Consider the following 15014-nt stretch of genomic DNA (forward strand, 5'->3'; position numbering starts at 1 on the left):
CCGCCAGTCTAAACCGGGTCGTGACCGCGCCTGATCAAGCAGGGCAGGACAGCATGCGCCTGAGCAAAGCGACCAGTTCCGCCTGACGTCATCTCGCTCTTGGCGTCGCGTCACCTCGTGCCATCGGAGCGCCAACTGGATATCTGCGCTCTCGGGTGAAGGACAACGTCGCAGAAACGCTGACCTTCGTCCCGCCGTGACAGTGCCACAAAGATCGCCTGATCCTTTCCGAAAAGTCGGCGGCTTTTTTGCCGCCATGCGCATGCGGAGCAGATGCTCCCAGATCATTTCGACCAGATTAATAGGTTCCGACAGCTAGCTTACTTGCAGTCTTTCAGCATCTTCAGCGCCTTTTCGGCATTGGCCTGAGACGCATAGGCCTTCGTCCCTGCGTCGATCATTTTCTTACCGTCCGGTTTCGTGGAAACGACCGAGCATTTCTTCGTCGTGGAATCCTTTTCCACCCAATATTGCGTGGCCGCGAATGCCGGCGCGCTGACAAGCGCAACAACCGAAGCTGCAACCAGAACCTTGCGATACATAGCGTTCTCCCAAATTGAGGTCGGCCCGGCCTTTTCACCCGAGAGTGCCCGACAGGCGAGCCGAGCCGCGGCCAGCCGTATCGCGAATTCACGGCCGAGGGCAATTTACAAAAATGTAAAGTTCGGCCGCGTTCCGAGGCAGCCGCTGCTGCCGCCACCTGGAACTCGCGCTCGGCGGCCACGTGTTCCACGAGCGGGCGGCTCGGTCATCGGCGCACGGACACGATGAGACAGGCGCAAAGGCCCACATTGACGGCCGCGGCAACCGCGAGCGCGATCAGGACGAGATTCCCGCCGCCCATGCCAAGAAGGACCGCTCCGATGGAAGGGGCTGCCGCCTGGACGATGAGGCTGGGCGTCGCGAGCTTGCCCATGAGCGCCGCGTACTGCCGCGGGTCGAACAGCACCAGCGGCAGCGCGCCGCGCGCGATCGTATGGATGCCGTTGCCTGCGCCATAGAGGATCAAGGCGAAAGCGACGAAGGTCTGGCTTGCCAGGAGCAGCCAGACTCCGGCCGCCAGCAACGACACGGATGTCAGCATCGTCCAGATCGGATGATGCCGGTTGCGGCCGATCAGCAGCTCGGCCATCCTCGCACCAACCTGCGACGGGCCGACCAAGGCGCCAAGGCCGACGGCGGCCGCGAGGCCAATGCCGCGCAATTGCAGCAGCGTAAGCAGATGGACGGAGAGCATGGACGCGATCATCGCGGCCAAGGTCTGGATGGCGGCAAGGAGCATGAAGCGCGTTCGCACCCGGTCCGTGGCCGAGGCCTCCTTCGGCTCGGCTCTTGCCGACATCGGCGCGACGGCCGGAGGCGTCGGGATCACCCAAAGGTGGAGCGGCAGGCAGATCAGAAGATGGATGGCCGCATAGGAAAGGCAGGCGATGCGCCACCCGCCATGCTCGACAAGGAAGGCGCTGAGCGGCCAGCAGACGGTGCTGGCGAAGCCGCCGAACAGCGTCAAATTGATGATGGCGCCGCGCGCGCCCTGGCCATAGAGGCGGCCGAGCGTGGCGAAGCCGGCGTCGTAGAGACCGCTCGACATGCCCAGCCCCATGAGCAGCCAGGCCAGCAGGTAGAGTGGGTAGGCGCTTGCCGCTGCCAGCAGCGAATGCGCGGCCGCCAGCAACAGCGAGCTCGCCGCAAGCACCGGGCGGCCACCGTGAAGCTGGATCAGCCGGCCGGTGACCGGCGACACCAGACCGGCAAGCAGCAGGCCGCAGGACAGCCCGGCAACCACCGATGCAAGCGACCAGCCGGTGTCCCTGGTGATCGGCGCGGCAAGCACCGCGGGCAGGTAGTAGGACGATCCCCAGGCGAGAATCTGCGTGATGCCGAGGGCCGTGACGAGGACATGGCGATTGCGCATGGCCGGCGCAGGCGGTTCGGCCTTCACGGATTGCCCAAAGCTCATTATCGGTTCGGCCTCAAACGGGGAAGCACATGCGTATCGCGGTGGTTGACGAAACAGAAGCGACCGCGCAACTCTCGCGCAAAGCGAGCGGCTTTATCGACGCATGAACTGGCGGGAAGTAGGCGTCGTGCCGGATCATTTTATCGACCCGTTCGGCAAGCCAAGAGTCTCGATTTCTCTCATGAAGCACCTGGCGCTTCAAGCAGGCGGGTAGGCGACCTTCTCGCCGTCTTCCTTGACGAACTCGCGCACCGGATTGTCAAGCAGCGGCAGGACCGCTTCCGAGGGCCGGCAGAGCCTCGTGCCCTTCGCCGTCTCGACGATCGGGCGGTTGATCAGGATCGGGTGGTCAAGCATGAAATCGATCAGCTCGTCGTCGTTCCATTTCGGGGCGGCGAGGCCGAGCTCGGCGTAGGGCGTTCCCTTCTCCCGCAGCAGCGCGCGCGGGGCGATGCCCATCGCGCCGATCAGTTCGAGCAGCTTTTCGCGGCTCGGCGGCGTCTTCAGGTATTCGATCACGACGGGGTCCTCGCCGCTGGCGCGGATGATGGCGAGCGTGTTGCGCGAGGTGCCGCAATCGGGGTTGTGATAGATCGTGACCGTCATGGCTCTGCTTTCAAAGGTTGCTGGATGATCGCCGGCCGCAGCAGCCAGCCCATCAACGCAAGCGCGATCAAGGCGCCGAGCAGTTCGGCTATGATGAAACCGGGGAGATCGAGTGGCCTGATGCCGGAAAAAGTGTCGGTCAGCGAACGCGCCAGCGCGACGGCCGGATTGGCGAAGGACGTGGATGCGGTGAACCAGTAGGCGGCCGTGATGTAGAGGCCGACCAGCCACGGCACGGCCTTCAGCTCGAAGCGCAGGCCGGCAAGAATGACGGCGACCAGTCCAAACGTGGCGATGCCTTCGGAGAACCATTGCGCCGGTCCGGCCCGGAGCTTGGTCGCCACTTCGAGAGCCGGCAGGGCGAACATGAGATGGGCCGCGATCGTGCCGGCAATGCCGCCGACGACCTGCGCGGCCAGATAGGCCGGAAGATCGCGGGCCGGCAGCGTCCGGTTCAAGCAGAACACCAACGAAACGGCTGGATTGAAATGCGCGCCGGAGATCGGCCCGAGGCTGGTGATCAACACCACCAGCATGGCGCCGGTCGCCAGCGTGTTGCCAAGCAGCGCCAGCGCCGTGTCATGCGTCAGGCTCTCTGCCATGATGCCGGAGCCGACCACCGTCGCGACCAGCAGGCCGGTGCCCAGGGCTTCAGCCGCGACCCGGCGCGGCAAATCGAAGGTGCTCATCGCTTGGCCTCGGGTTGGGCAACGGGCTCGACGATCATTGCCGGGTCCCCTCGCCCGGCCAGCAGCACGGCGCCGCAAGCGCCGGTGCGCAGATTTCCGGCCGACCCGAGCAACAATCCTCCATGAGGAACCGGATCAGCCCCGACAGGGCGTCGTAGGCGGCGCTGTACACGATCGAGCGGGCATCACGCCTCGCGGTTATGAGGCCGGCGCGCTCCAGTTCCTTGAGATGGAAGCTGACATTCGACGGCGAGACATCGACTTGTTCGGCCAGCGATCCGGCGGCGATGCCGTCCGGTCCGGCAACGACCAGCAGGCGCAGCAGGCGCAGCCGCGTCTCCTGCGACAGCGCGCCAAAGGCGATCAGGGCTTGACGTTCATCCACGTTTCAATAATCCTTGAAATATTGAAATGAGGAATAGCCGACATGCTCTCTTCTGACAATCGGAAAATCGAACCCGTCCCGCCGATGGACCCCGGCGACCTCACCATCGGCGACCTGCTCGACGCGCTGGCCGATTACAAGGACAAGCCGCTGGTGTTCCGCTACGATGGACGGCCGGTGAAGCCAGGCTACCATGTCACCGAGGTCAAGGCCGGGCAGTTCTCGGCGCTGGATTGCGAAGCGAACCCGGAATCATGGTCGGAAATCTTCGTGCAGCTGTGGGACGTGGACGAAGGCGGCCCGGTGCACATGCCGGCCGGCAAGTTCGCCGCGATCATCCGCAAGGTCTCGGATCACGTCGCGCTCGATCAATCGGCGAAGCTGACCTTCGAGGTCAGCGACGGTGTGCGCCCGATGGAATTGCACCGGGCAGCCAGGCCAAGCGTCGTTGGCGATGCCGTCGAGGTCGAGCTGTCGCCGCGCCCGGCAAGCTGCAAACCGCGCGACCGCTGGTTGAAGGAACAGGCTGGCGCAAGCGGCCCGTGCTGCGGAGCGAGCCGCTGCTGTTGATCCGGCGAATGGGGTTGCCGCCGTTGCTTCAGAACCGGATCACGCCATTTGCCTGCAACAGGTAGAGACCCACGAGAACGATGGCGATTGACACCACCCAGACCGCTGTCCTGTTCATTCGCGAAATTCCCCTGTGGTTCGGCAACATCGAACGCACGCGCTGCGGTTGCGTTCCGATAGGCAGCCAGTTGCATAGCGCGGCTGCCTTAACAGTTGGTGATCGCCGCGGTTGCCGTAGCGCCGGCGCGGATGCATAGTGGCGGCGCATCTTTAGGACCGGCGACGATGGCCACGGATGAAAAGGCGGACAATCCCGGCGTCAAGGTCTTCCCGCCGCTGCTCTTTGTGGTGGCGCTGATCGTGATGCTGGCGCTGCGCTATGTCTGGCCGCTGGCGATCGGCGGCAGGCCGTTCACCCTCGTGCTGGGCGTCGCGCTTGCGGCGCTCGCCGTCGCCATCATCGCCTGGGGGCGCTCGACCATGTTGCGCGGCGGCACCAACGTGAATCCGACGCTGCCGACCACGACGATCATCACCGGCGGCCCGTTCGGCTTCACCCGAAACCCGCTCTATCTCGGCCTGATTGGACTGCTCCTCGGAATCGGGCTCATGTTCGACAGCTGGTGGGCCGTCGTCGCCCTCATCGCGACCTTCCCCATCCTGCATTACGGCGTGGTGATGCGCGAGGAAGCCTATCTGGAGCGCAAGTTCGGCGAGCCCTACCGATCCTACAAGGCAAGCGTGCGCCGCTATCTTTGAGCGTCAATCCTTCATCTCGTTGCTGTAGAGCGCCACGCCGATGCGGTCATTGCGCCGCCAGCGCACCAGGGCGCGATAGTCGGTGTCGTCGGCGGGAACCTCGAGCAGGAAGCGCTCCGGAATGGCGGCATCCGCGGCGACGCGCAATTCCGCGCCATGCTGATGCTGGTTCCTGACCGAGCAGGCGATCCTGCTGCTGCCGGTGACGATCGTGGCTTCCTTGAGCACGAATTCGCGCGCGTGAAGTCGACGCTCTATTTCGGGAAAGCTGGCCATGGCCTTACACATCCGGACGTTTCTTCGGCGGGCCTCGCTTCCTCGCCCGCCATTGCACCGTAGCAGCGAGGCGTTTCCGTTCCGTTAGCAACTGCTGAAACGGCGAATCAATCGGCGGCAGGCGTCGCGCCGCGCAAAGCACCGACCCCGCTCGCCCGCAGCACCCAGCGGCGGCCGTCGCTGCGAAAATCGGTCAGGCTGAGCGGCTCGATGTCGATCCTCCAGACCGAGGAAAGCGGCGCGCCGAGGACATGAACGATCGCGGCGCGGATGAGGACCGGGTGGGTGATGGCGATCGTGTGGCCGTTCCCGGCGGCCAGGCGCTGCATCAGCGCGGCGACGCGCCGGGCGACGGCGGCAAGCGGTTCGCCGCCGTGCGGCGCCGCGTCCACATCGGAAAACCAGGCCGCCATGCCTTCCGGGTCCTCGACCTGAACCTCCTCGAAGCTTTTGCCGGCCCAGCGCGCGAAATCCTGGTCGGCAAGCAGCGGCTCGACCGTCGCGTCAAGGCCAAGCGCCCCGGCCGTCTGCCGCGCCGCGGGCGCCGGACTTGTCCAGACGCGGTCGGCACGACGCAGCGTAGCGGACAGCGCGGCGGCGCGTGCGAGGGCTTGCGGCTCCAGCGCCTCGTCCTTCGGAAAGCGGCCCTTGCGGGTAGCCTGCGTCGCCCCGCTCGAGATCATCGTCAGGCGGGCAAGCATGAAAAACTCCGTGGACCAGTGAAAATTCAGCCTCACGAAGCCGTGCCGGCCATTACAATTCGTTGACAGGCGAACGAAGTGCTGACAAGTGTCTTAACGCGATACGGGATTGGAAGCCGGTGCGAGTCCGGCACGGTCGCGCCACTGTGATCGGCACCAGCCGAAAGTCAGGCCTTATCCCGCAGCATTGTTCGATCAACGGGACGCAGTATCCCACGGGAGGTCAAAATGTCCGACACCACTTTCGCACCCAGCTACGGTCCGGTTGCCATTCCGGTCCGCGAGCTTCTGCCTTGGGCCATCTTCGGCGGGCTGCTTTTGATGCTGGCGATCTATTTCATCGGTGCGGAAGAAGGCGCCACCTCGCTGATCCGCGGCACCTATGTGCACGAATTCGTGCATGACGGCCGCCACCTGCTCGGCTTCCCCTGCCACTAAAGCGGTTCAGCATCGCTGAACTCGCTTTCGACAAAGAGTTACTGACATGGTCGGAAAACTTTTGCTGCGCGGCATGCTTGTCGGGCTGGTTGCGGGGATTCTGGCATTCGCCTTCGCACGCGTCTATGGCGAGCCGCAGGTCGACAAGGCGATCGCCTTCGAGGAACAGCAGGCCCAGGCCGCCGGCGAGGCGCCGGAGCCCGAGATGGTCAGCCGTGCCATACAGGCGGGCATTGGCCTAGCGACCGGCGTGCTGGTCTATGGCGCCGCCCTTGGCGGGCTGTTCTCGCTGGTCTTTGCCTATGCCTATGGCCGCCTGGGCTCGCTCGGCCCGCGCGGCACCTCGGCGCTGCTGGCGCTGCTCGGCTTCCTTGCCGTGATCGTGGTGCCTGGGCTCAAATATCCGGCGAACCCGCCGGCGGTCGGCAATCCCGAAACCATCGCCTACCGCACCGAGCTGTTCTTCATCATGATCGTGATCTCGATCGCGGCGATGGTGGCGGCGGTCGGCCTGGCGCAGCGGCTGTGGAACCGGCTCGGCGCCTGGAACGCCTCGATCGCAGCGGCGCTCGCCTTCCTCGTCGTCTTCGCGCTGGTGAAGGCAGCACTTCCCGACATCAACGAGGTGCCGGAAAGCTTCTCGGCAACCGTGCTGTGGCAGTTCCGCGTCGCTTCGCTCGGCATCCAGCTCGTGCTCTGGACCGTCGTCGGGCTCGGCTTCGGCGCGGTCGTCGAGCGCGTTGTCGGAGTGCGCGACCAGCGCGGCCCGGCACGCCGCTACGCCTGAAATCCCATGCGTTGGCCGCCACGGTTTTGCACCCTGGCGCCCAACTTCTTTTTGGCGGCTGCATTGTTCGTGATGCTGGCCACATCGGCGCAGGCGCATAGCGGGTCTTCGGCCCCGCCTCCCCCTGGCATCCAGATCCCCAGCCTCACCCACGGCCAGATGGCGGTGATCGCGCGCTATCGCAGCGACATCCTGGACCTTGCCCGGCGCCAGACCGTGACCGACCCGACCTTCCGGCGGCTCTACAACCATGGCAATCTGCAATTCACCTACTGCCTTTGGGGCCTGATGCCGGGAAGCCTGCGCGACGAAGCGAGTCCCTTCAACGAATGCAGCCACGCTTATCTCGCCACCGCCAAGGCGCTGCTCACCCATATGGCGACGATGCCGTCGGCCGAACATGACGCCAAGGCGCTGATCTCCGACATTGATGCCGACATGGTGCGCAGCGGCGCCTCCTGGATCCTGTGCCAGTTCAGCGGCGAGCGTTTCAGCACCGGCGCGGTCGTCGAGCCCAGATGGCGGGACATTTTCGCCCATCTGCCGAGCCTAGCCGTGTTCCTGGTCACGATGGCGGCGCTCGTCGCCGCCGCATGGTCGATCTTCGGCGCGCCGCGTACCCGCGCGGCCTGAAGCGCGTCGCGCTGGAAACGGATTCTTACGCGCCGGCAAGCGGGCAATGCCGGGCTCGGCCCTCGCTCGGCTCGACCGATAGCTTGATCAGGCCGACTTGCGGGCAGGCATCGCCTTCGAGGGCGCCTCGATGCCTTCCTTGGCGAGGCTCTTCCTCAGCACCGAGGCGAGGTCGACGACATTCTCCTTCGGCCTGGGTGCCGCCTTGGGCGGCTTCTTGCCCTTGCGCTTGGCATCGATCATGGCAATCAGCGCATCTTCATAGGTGTCCTCGAATTTCGAGGGATCGAACTTCGTCACCTTCTTGTCGATCAAGAGCTCCGCAATCTCGAGCAGGTCCTTGTCGTATTTGGGCGACTTCAAGTCCTCGAAGACGCTTTTTTCCGATACCATCTCGTTGCGGGTGCGCAGCTCGGTGAGCAGCATGCCCTTGCCGAAAGGCTGGATGACGACCTCGCGGCCGCGCTGGTAAAGCACCACGCAGGAGCGCGCGGCGACGCGCTTCTTCTTCATCGCCTCGCGCAGCACGCTGAAGGCCTCCAGCGCCGCGCCGTCGGCGGGGACGAGGTAATAGGGCTTTTCCAGGTAACGGGTGTCGATGTCGTCCAGGGCGACGAACCCGTCGACCTCCAGCGTATGCGCCGAGGTCGGCCTGAGCTTCTTGATCTCGTCCGGCTCGATCTCGACGTACTCGCCCTTATCCAGCTCGTAACCCTTGGTCTGGTCCTCGCTCTCGACGATGTCGCCGGTTTCCTCGTCGACATAGGCGCTTTTCACCGGCAGGCCGTCCTTGCGGTTCAGGATCTTGAAATGCACCTTGCCGGCCTCGCTGGTCGCGCCGACCAGCTTGACGCCGCAGGACACCGATCCGACCTTGAGAAAGCCCTTCCAAACCGCGCGTGGCGCAACCATGTGCCGTCCTCGCTCTTGATCGACAGGAACTTTCAGCGACGCGCGTTGGTTCCGTGAGGCGGGACTTCCGGTTCATCCGCGGAAAAGGAAGTCTGGGCAGGGCGAGCACACCGATGCGGTCGCGCTGTCGCGGCCGCGTAAGGGCCTCGGAGCCGCGCACGCCTACAATTTGTCGGGCCAGCGTTGGGCGCCGTGCATGACAGTCACGACCTCAACCGCCGAGGTCGTGACGCGGTAAGCGACAATGCAGGGAATATCGGCGAACACCAGTTCCCGCGTTCCTTTGATGCGGCCGGAACGCCCCATCCCCGGCTGCTCGCAGAGTTTGTCCACTGCCGAAACGATTCGCGCGATGACCCGGCCGGCAGCGCCCGGACTGTCCTTCAGGATGTGGTCGCCTATTTGGTCCAACCGCAAGGTCGCCCTGCGGGTCCAGCGGACAATGCGGCGGCTCATGAATTGGGTTTGACGTATTTGGCGACAACGCTGGCGAGTTCGTCAGGGCCGGCGAAGTCACCGGCGTCTGCCTCGGCAAGTCCGGCTTCGATTTCGGCCAATTGCCATTCCTGGCGGGCAACATATTCCTCGATCGCCTCGGCCGCCGTGTAGGATCGGGATCGATCCATCTTCAGCGCGATTTCTTCCAGCTTTTTTGCCGTGTCGTCAGACACACGGACCGTAAAGGCGGCCATGCGAACTCCTTTGGTTCACAATGATTTTGGAAGAACCAATTCTATCCGTCAAGGTTCAAAAAAAGCGTTGTCGATCATACGGCGTCGGCGCTTCCGCTTGTGATCAAATCCTCAATCGCCCTTCCGGCACTCGATCCAGGGGCAACCAAATGCTTGTTTTCCCGTTTGTTTTCATCAGCCGGCTCCGTCGGCGAGGTACCCGCACGGAGCGGAAAGGAGGCCGCAATGAAACGGCCGGCAGTGGAGATAGGCGACAGGGTGGCCGTCATCGCCACGGTGATCGAGCGTAGCAAGGACCGCGTGACGCTGAAGCTCGACGGCGATGGCCATGGCTATTCGATGGTCGAGCCCTACGCCAAGGTGGGCGACAAGCTCAGGCTCGAGGGCGACGTCGTCCATGTCGACGAGGATCTCGGACGCACCACCGTGCAGGTGCTGGGGCGCGTGACCGTCGACACCAAGTCGGTGGAGATGGTGACGAGACGTTGCGACCTCGACCATATCGGCTCGAACGTGCCCGCCCACCCTCGCCCGCGCACCCCGCCGCGACCGCCTGGGTGAAATCAGGCGACGCGCTTTAGTGACGCTTGAAATACTGGACTTCGCGTTCGTGCTTTTCGGCCGCCTCGCGCGACTTGAAGGTGCCGAGATTGCGGCGCTTGCCAGTCCTGGGATCGACCTTGCGCGAATAGAGCCTGTATTCGCCGGATTTCAGTTTGCGGATCATGGCAACCTCCTGTGCCAGTGCATGTCGCTCGGAAGTGTGCAGCGGTTCTGGGACATCGACATGCATCAGACAAAAACGCAAAGCGTGTCGCCTGATTTCCGTTTCAGCGCGGCGCGCTTTAGGACTCTAACCCGCCGCAACCGTCACGGTTCCGGGCGAGCGTCCCCTTGCTCGCGCCCGGCGGCCGAAAAGTGCTGCTGTCAGTGAACCATTTCACGGACGCAAGCGACCCAATGTCGGAATCGACATCGTAACGACACGATTGAGTCGAATTATTTGTACTCAAATGATTTTTGCGGCGTTATGCGGATGTCGCTTGTGTGCCGGATCTGAGGAGGGTGAGATGGTGACGGCGAAGCTTCACGGTGTTGAACTCGTCAGGGGCCAGAAGTGGACGGTGCGCGTCACCGCCTATGGCACGACACTCATCTTCCCCTTCGAGGCCGAGCAGTATGCGCGTTCCTATGCCGACGGCCAGGCCTTTCGGCTGGGTGTCGAGGTCGTCGAGCTGAAGGACTGCGCCTGAGCGGTCGAGCCATCGCCCGTCTGTTGGCCTGACGGTCCGCGCGGCCGTATAGTAACGCATGTCGGCACTCGACTCGGCAAGGCAGTGGGCGCGCGGGATCAAGCGCGATGTGGTGGCGCTGTGGATTGCCGCCCGCGATCCGCGCGTGCCCTGGTACGCAAAAGCCACCGCGGGCGCCGTCGCCGCCTATGCGCTCAGCCCCATCGATCTCGTCCCGGACTTCATCCCGATCGTCGGCTATCTGGATGACCTTCTGATCGTGCCGGTCGGCATCATGCTCGCGGTCAAGCTGGTCCCGTCCGATCTGATGCAGGAATTCCGCGAGGAGGCCACGCGGCACGAGAAGCCGGTCAGCAAGGCCGGCCTGGCCTTCGTGATCGCGCTCTGGGTGCTGGCGGCGCTGGCGCTGCTTTGGCTGTTCTGGCCGAAGTCGGCCTAAGTTCCGTTCCGGTCCGATAGGACGATCCCGTTTGAGCTGGCAGCTGCAATCAAACCGGCTCACCACTCGAATTAGCGACCTCTTGTATTCGTTTCAAATCAGGATCATCCTTGTCGAGCGCGTGAAACGACATGCGCATGGGGCAAAGGGTGAGGCGTGATGGATTTTGCAGTCTGCTACGACCATAGCGCGTTTGATCTGGCATGGTCGATCTTCCTCGATGTCACGGCGTTCCTTGCGCTGATGACACCATTGGCGATTGCGCGGCTGATCGAGATATCGCGAGAGGACGCCGCGGCCAGATTGCAATTTGCGTAATGGGCGACATGCATTAAAGCGCGTCGCGCTGAAACGGATTCAGGCGACGCGTTTAAGTCTTTGTTTTGATGCATGTCGTTCTCCCAGAACCGCTGCACACTTCTGGGCGACATGCATTAGCTCTCGTGAGGGACCTTTCGGACCGACAGGTCGCCGAGCAGGGCCGAACAGTCGATCTCCTCCTGGAAAGGCGCATCCGGGTCGAGCACCAGCCATGAGGCATGGGTGCGAAGGCTCTTCAGCCTGGCATTTTTTTGCGCGCGCGCCAGGCGTTCCGCCTCGGCAACGGAGGCCTGGAGAGGCCTTTCGGCCTGGTGACGATAAGGGACCCTCGGCATCGCGGCGGAAACGCGCTTACCCCGCCTTTCGTTCCGTCGGTGGACGGACGCCCTCCCCGACCTCTGAGTTACTGGCCATGGCCGCAGGCATCGCGCCGCGCATTGCTTATTGCCATGACGGATGGCGATATCGAGCGTAGGGGCGATAGTGCCGGGATCGGCGGATTGAGTAGCCCGGCTTGCCTTGGCGACAAAGAGTACGGCTCTTTGACAGGCAAGCCGGGCTAAGACGCCGGCCATTGGGTTTCCTTGGGGGGAGCCGGCGCGGAAATAGACTGTCCGTTTCCCGTTGCGCCCGCAATTATCGCTGAGGTCCTAAGCATCGGCGCAAAGGTCCGAGCAGCCCCAACGGCCCGAATGCTCAGGCCCGCGTTAAGCGGCTGCCTTGTTGCCGCATCCTTTCGACGAAAAGCTCGGCATGCCGCGCCCAGTCCGCTTCCGCGACGTCGTTCTCGCGAACCGACAGCCTGAACGCTTCGCGCAGTGCCTCGAGCTCAAAAATCGACAAGAGGTGGTTTTTTCCATGCTTTTTTGTGCCGGCGTCCATAACGCTTTGCCAAGAACCGCAAGGTGACACCATCGTATAGGCGGCGCTCGTTCGGCCCATCAAGACGCCGGCGCCGACTTCTTTTGGGGGCAATTGCGACGATTTTCGCGGCTTGATCCGGGGACTGAGCGGCCTGCCCATGTGAACGGTCTTGCCGGTCGACCACCCCACGGGTCGGCAGCCATCTGCCGCATCCACAAACGACCGACAAAAAACCGTGCCGAGAGAGGCGGCTGAAATCTGGCTATCTATACGGCAAGACATACGTATTTTGGTCTGGACCTCGGGCTTGATTGGTGGTTCTGTCGGCATCGCAGAACATGATCCGCAGTCTCAGGTGGCAGCCGGCCCGCGCATTCCCCGTCAACAGGAGCGGCGCGGGCTTTGCCATTCGGCGGGCCGAGAGGATCTCGCTCGTCGCGAACAAGTGCCCGTCTGCCGGCCTGAGCTCAGACCGGCCTGCATTAACCTTCCCCATGGGCACAGACCAAGGTCGGTGTCGCAATTGCATTGCCTCGCCTATAATCTCGCGGACGGGTGGGTGAGCGGTGCCGATGTTCGGGAGGTATTTGAAACGACTTGCACGAATCTGGAGCGGACTGTCACTGGCTTGGCAGTTTGTGATCGCGGGCGGCATCGGCCTTCTGGCGGTGATGCTCGTGGTCGGCCTATGGGTGACATCGCAGATCCGTGACGGCGTCCTGCACAATTCCGCCGCCACCACCGCGCTCTATGTCGACAGCGTGATCGCGCCGCTGCTGCCCGACATGCGCAAGAGCCAGGAGCTCGACGACACCGTCAAGCGGGCGCTGGACGAGACGCTGGGCCAGGGCGCGTTGGGCAAAAGGCTGGTATCGTTCAAGCTGTGGCGGCGCGACGGCACGATTCTCTATTCGAAGGACCCCGATCTCATCGGCAGGCGGATCACGCCCAACGCCAACCTCATTGCCGCTTTCGCCGGCAATGTGATGGTCAAATACAACAGGCTCGAAGACGAGGAAGACGAGAAGGAACGGTCAATGGGCGTTCCGCTGCTCGAGATCTACAACCCGGTGCGCGAACCCTGGTCGGGCGAGGTCGTGGCCGTCACCGAATTCTACGAATTGTCCGGCGACTTCGAGGAATCACTGCACTCCGCCCTGTTGTGGAGCTGGCTGGTGGTGGCAGCCGCCACGGCGACGGCGCTTGCGCTGCTCTCGGGCATCGTCTTCCGCGGCAGCCGCACCATCGTCACCCAGCAGGCGGCGCTCGAGGCAAAGGTTTCCGAGTTGCAGAAGACGCTGGCACAGAACTCGTCGCTGCGCCAGCGCGTGCAGAGGGCCTCGCGCCGCGCCACCGCCATCAACGAGCGATATCTGAGGCGCATCGGCGCCGACCTGCATGACGGGCCGGCGCAACTGGTGGCGCTCGCCGCGCTCAGGATGGACAGTCCGGTGCTGATCGATCCGGCCACATCGAGCACGCTGCGCGAAGCCGAGATCGCCGGCATACACAGGACCCTTGGCGAAGCGATGCGCGAGATACGCGGCATCTGCAACGGGCTGGTGCTGCCGCAGATCGAGGCGCAGGCCATCGCCGATATTTTGCGGCTCGCGGTGAACGAGCATGAGCGCCGCACCGACACCAAGGTGTTGCTAACCCTGCCCGAGCGCTTGCCGGAACTCGGCACATCGGAAAAGATCAGCATCTATCGCTTCGTGCAGGAAGGCCTGAACAATGCCTACCGTCACGGCAAGGGCAAGGGCCAGCAGGTCAGAGCCACGACGAAGGGCGGCAAGCTCGTGGTCGAGGTGCTGGACACCGGCCCTGGCTTCGACCCGGCCCGAAGCGAGGGCCTTGGGCTTGCGGGCCTGAGGGAGCGCATCGAAAGCATAGGCGGACAGTTCGAGACGCTGTCCGGCCCCGGAGGAACGAGACTGGTGATCACCCTGTCTGTCGAGGAGCAAACGTGAGCGCACCCATCCGCATAGCCATAGTCGACGACCATCCACTGTTTCGCGAGGGCGTGGCGCGCAGCCTCGGCGAGATCGGCGGCTTCGAACTTGTCGGCGAAGGCGCCAGCGCCGAGGACGCCGAAAGGCTGGCGCGCGCCAGCACGCCCGATATCCTTCTGCTCGACATCAGCATGCCGGGCGGCGGCCTCAACGCGCTTGCCGGCATCCTTTTGGCGACGCCCGACCAGAAGGTCGTCATGCTCACCGTATCGGAGACCAATGCCGACGTCGCCCAGGCGCTGAAGGCCGGCGCGCGCGGCTATGTGCTGAAAGGCGTCGGCTCCAAGGCGCTGGCCGACATCCTGCGCGATGTCGCCAACGGCCAGAGCTACGTCTCGCCGAGCCTCTCGGCCAGGCTGCTTTCCGACCTTCTGCAGCCCGCCGGCAGCAAGCCCGATCCGCTCAGCCAACTCACCGGACGCGAGGCCGAGATCCTGAAGCTGGTCGGGGAAGGGCTGAGCAACAAGGAAGTCGCCGCGCGGCTGTCGCTGCAGGAAAAGACGGTCAAGCATCACATGACCAGGGTGCTCGCCAAGCTCAACGTGCGCAACCGGACCGAAGCGGCGCTGCTGATGCATGAGGCAAGGGAAAGGCACTAGGGGAATAGGGAATAGGGAATAGGCAGTAGGCAGTGGGAAAAAGGACACCTACTGCCTACTGCCTACTGCCTACTGCCCGCCTACAAACAAAATCACCCCCGCCTCACGGGGCGGGGGT

At 63.8% G+C, this 15014-nt stretch carries 23 protein-coding genes and 1 riboswitch; of the genes, 11 read left to right on the forward strand and 12 right to left on the reverse strand.

Going from position 1 to position 15014, the window contains the following annotated elements:
- Nucleotides 1-320: 320 nt before the first annotated feature.
- The 5 genes from F3H96_RS13235 to F3H96_RS13255 form a co-directional block, all read right to left on the reverse strand.
- A complete protein-coding gene (locus F3H96_RS13235) occupies nt 321-542 on the reverse strand; it encodes a hypothetical protein (protein WP_149802185.1) in 222 nt (73 codons plus the stop codon).
- 206 nt (nt 543-748) lie between these two features.
- A complete protein-coding gene (locus tag F3H96_RS13240; protein ID WP_244619991.1) occupies nt 749-1960 on the reverse strand; it encodes an MFS transporter in 1212 nt (403 codons plus the stop codon).
- Nucleotides 1961-2158: 198 nt separating this feature from the next.
- On the reverse strand, nt 2159-2566 hold the full coding sequence (gene arsC / locus F3H96_RS13245) for an arsenate reductase (glutaredoxin) (protein ID WP_149802186.1): 408 nt from the start codon (nt 2564-2566) through the stop codon (nt 2159-2161).
- Nucleotides 2563-3255, reverse strand: coding sequence for an MIP/aquaporin family protein (locus tag F3H96_RS13250; protein WP_149802187.1), 693 nt, complete (start codon nt 3253-3255; stop codon nt 2563-2565). The genes arsC and F3H96_RS13250 overlap by 4 nt, the downstream gene beginning before the upstream one ends.
- 34 nt (nt 3256-3289) lie before the next feature.
- Nucleotides 3290-3640, reverse strand: a complete 351-nt coding sequence (locus tag F3H96_RS13255; protein ID WP_149802188.1) for a helix-turn-helix transcriptional regulator — start codon at nt 3638-3640, stop codon at nt 3290-3292.
- A gap of 42 nt (nt 3641-3682) precedes the next feature.
- Between F3H96_RS13255 and F3H96_RS13260 the strand changes: the two genes are divergently transcribed.
- Together F3H96_RS13260 and F3H96_RS13265 are read left to right on the forward strand one after the other, a co-directional pair.
- Entirely contained in the window at nt 3683-4210 is a 528-nt protein-coding gene (locus F3H96_RS13260; RefSeq protein ID WP_188131380.1) for a DUF6428 family protein, read from the forward strand.
- 285 nt (nt 4211-4495) lie between these two features.
- Nucleotides 4496-4969 carry a methyltransferase gene (locus F3H96_RS13265; RefSeq protein ID WP_188131381.1) on the forward strand — a complete coding sequence of 158 codons (474 nt, stop codon included), beginning with the start codon at nt 4496-4498 and terminating at the stop codon, nt 4967-4969.
- 3 nt (nt 4970-4972) lie between these two features.
- Here F3H96_RS13265 and F3H96_RS13270 read toward each other — a convergent pair whose 3' ends face one another.
- Both F3H96_RS13270 and F3H96_RS13275 read right to left on the reverse strand, forming a co-directional pair.
- Nucleotides 4973-5245 (reverse strand): PilZ domain-containing protein, encoded by a 273-nt coding sequence (locus F3H96_RS13270; protein ID WP_149802190.1) that lies wholly within the window; start codon nt 5243-5245, stop codon nt 4973-4975.
- A 107-nt stretch (nt 5246-5352) separates the two neighbouring features.
- Nucleotides 5353-5946 (reverse strand): histidine phosphatase family protein, encoded by a 594-nt coding sequence (locus tag F3H96_RS13275; protein WP_149802191.1) that lies wholly within the window; start codon nt 5944-5946, stop codon nt 5353-5355.
- Between the two features lie 84 nt (nt 5947-6030).
- Nucleotides 6031-6174, forward strand: a riboswitch (adenosylcobalamin (AdoCbl) riboswitch).
- On the opposite strand from F3H96_RS13275, the gene F3H96_RS13280 reads away from it, so the two are divergent.
- The 3 genes from F3H96_RS13280 to F3H96_RS13290 all read left to right on the forward strand — a co-directional run bounded on the left by F3H96_RS13280 (nt 6175) and on the right by F3H96_RS13290 (nt 7804).
- Complete coding sequence (locus tag F3H96_RS13280; RefSeq protein ID WP_149802192.1) at nt 6175-6384, forward strand: CbtB-domain containing protein; 210 nt, start codon at nt 6175-6177, stop codon at nt 6382-6384. It abuts the riboswitch before it with no gap.
- 46 nt (nt 6385-6430) lie between these two features.
- Nucleotides 6431-7171 (forward strand): CbtA family protein, encoded by a 741-nt coding sequence (locus tag F3H96_RS13285; RefSeq protein ID WP_149802193.1) that lies wholly within the window; start codon nt 6431-6433, stop codon nt 7169-7171.
- A gap of 72 nt (nt 7172-7243) precedes the next feature.
- On the forward strand, nt 7244-7804 hold the full coding sequence (locus tag F3H96_RS13290; RefSeq protein ID WP_244619992.1) for a hypothetical protein: 561 nt from the start codon (nt 7244-7246) through the stop codon (nt 7802-7804).
- Nucleotides 7805-7891: 87 nt separating this feature from the next.
- Here F3H96_RS13290 and F3H96_RS13295 read toward each other — a convergent pair whose 3' ends face one another.
- From F3H96_RS13295 to F3H96_RS13305, 3 genes are all read right to left on the reverse strand, one after another.
- On the reverse strand, nt 7892-8716 hold the full coding sequence (locus tag F3H96_RS13295) for a Ku protein (RefSeq protein ID WP_149802195.1): 825 nt from the start codon (nt 8714-8716) through the stop codon (nt 7892-7894).
- 162 nt (nt 8717-8878) lie between these two features.
- Nucleotides 8879-9172: a type II toxin-antitoxin system RelE/ParE family toxin gene (locus tag F3H96_RS13300; RefSeq protein WP_149802196.1), complete on the reverse strand. Its 294-nt coding sequence runs from the start codon at nt 9170-9172 to the stop codon at nt 8879-8881.
- Nucleotides 9169-9408 carry a CopG family ribbon-helix-helix protein gene (locus F3H96_RS13305; protein WP_149802197.1) on the reverse strand — a complete coding sequence of 80 codons (240 nt, stop codon included), beginning with the start codon at nt 9406-9408 and terminating at the stop codon, nt 9169-9171. Before F3H96_RS13305 ends, F3H96_RS13300 begins: the two co-directional genes overlap by 4 nt.
- A gap of 225 nt (nt 9409-9633) precedes the next feature.
- On the opposite strand from F3H96_RS13305, the gene F3H96_RS13310 reads away from it, so the two are divergent.
- Complete coding sequence (locus tag F3H96_RS13310) at nt 9634-9969, forward strand: hypothetical protein (protein ID WP_149802198.1); 336 nt, start codon at nt 9634-9636, stop codon at nt 9967-9969.
- A gap of 16 nt (nt 9970-9985) precedes the next feature.
- Here the strand turns inward: F3H96_RS13310 and F3H96_RS13315 are convergent, their stop codons facing one another.
- The gene (locus F3H96_RS13315; RefSeq protein ID WP_095770090.1) at nt 9986-10135 is read right to left on the reverse strand and encodes a hypothetical protein; all 150 of its coding nucleotides are present in this window, start codon (nt 10133-10135) and stop codon (nt 9986-9988) included.
- A 343-nt stretch (nt 10136-10478) separates the two neighbouring features.
- On the opposite strand from F3H96_RS13315, the gene F3H96_RS13320 reads away from it, so the two are divergent.
- From F3H96_RS13320 to F3H96_RS30500, 3 genes are all read left to right on the forward strand, one after another.
- On the forward strand, nt 10479-10661 hold the full coding sequence (locus F3H96_RS13320; RefSeq protein WP_036258067.1) for a hypothetical protein: 183 nt from the start codon (nt 10479-10481) through the stop codon (nt 10659-10661).
- A gap of 58 nt (nt 10662-10719) precedes the next feature.
- Nucleotides 10720-11100: a YkvA family protein gene (locus tag F3H96_RS13325; protein WP_149802199.1), complete on the forward strand. Its 381-nt coding sequence runs from the start codon at nt 10720-10722 to the stop codon at nt 11098-11100.
- A 159-nt stretch (nt 11101-11259) separates the two neighbouring features.
- The gene (locus F3H96_RS30500; RefSeq protein WP_188131382.1) at nt 11260-11418 is read left to right on the forward strand and encodes a hypothetical protein; all 159 of its coding nucleotides are present in this window, start codon (nt 11260-11262) and stop codon (nt 11416-11418) included.
- 699 nt (nt 11419-12117) lie between these two features.
- Here F3H96_RS30500 and F3H96_RS13340 read toward each other — a convergent pair.
- Complete coding sequence (locus F3H96_RS13340) at nt 12118-12615, reverse strand: hypothetical protein (protein WP_149802202.1); 498 nt, start codon at nt 12613-12615, stop codon at nt 12118-12120.
- Nucleotides 12616-12857: 242 nt separating this feature from the next.
- Here F3H96_RS13340 and F3H96_RS13345 point away from each other — a divergent pair, with 242 nt between their 5' ends.
- Together F3H96_RS13345 and F3H96_RS13350 are read left to right on the forward strand one after the other, a co-directional pair.
- Nucleotides 12858-14255 carry a sensor histidine kinase gene (locus tag F3H96_RS13345; protein WP_149802203.1) on the forward strand — a complete coding sequence of 466 codons (1398 nt, stop codon included), beginning with the start codon at nt 12858-12860 and terminating at the stop codon, nt 14253-14255.
- Nucleotides 14252-14896 (forward strand): response regulator transcription factor, encoded by a 645-nt coding sequence (locus F3H96_RS13350; protein ID WP_149802204.1) that lies wholly within the window; start codon nt 14252-14254, stop codon nt 14894-14896. Before F3H96_RS13345 ends, F3H96_RS13350 begins: the two co-directional genes overlap by 4 nt.
- Nucleotides 14897-15014: the final 118 nt, after the last annotated feature.

It is taken from the genome of Mesorhizobium sp. NFR06 (assembly GCF_900115245.1).
Taxonomy (GTDB): Bacteria; Pseudomonadota; Alphaproteobacteria; order Rhizobiales; family Rhizobiaceae; genus Mesorhizobium.